Origin of the sequence: Streptococcus sp. SGI.013 (genome assembly GCF_050315295.1) — a bacterium.
Lineage (GTDB): Bacteria > Bacillota > Bacilli > Lactobacillales > Streptococcaceae > Streptococcus > Streptococcus porcorum.
Genome location: NZ_JBNPOS010000114.1, coordinates 1 through 291 on the forward strand (window position 1 = coordinate 1; position 291 = coordinate 291).

General features: G+C 37.5%; 1 protein-coding gene. It reads right to left on the reverse strand.

Features of this window, described 5'->3' with window-relative positions:
* Window positions 1-291, reverse strand: a 291-nt coding sequence (locus ACQRDX_RS09615; RefSeq protein ID WP_427896681.1) for a multicopper oxidase domain-containing protein, incomplete at both ends; no start/stop codon positions are given.

The following is a 291-nucleotide window of genomic DNA, read 5'->3' on the forward strand; positions in this document are numbered from 1 at the left end:
GTACCCTTCTTATTAAACTTAACTATAAGTCTTACTTTTTCGTTAGGCTCAATATATACAGTATCTTTCCATCCGCTCTCCTCTGGAGAAGGCGCATTACCGTTTCTTGATAGAATTTGAACCTGTGTGCCATGAATATGGAATGAGTGCCCCATTTCATGCATCATAGATCCTGGGTTTGTAATTTCCCAAATCTCTGTATCTCCAAGCTTCACTGTTTCATCAATTCTATTCATATCAAACTTTATACCGTTTATTGATACCATTTGACCCATACCTTGAAGCTCAAAG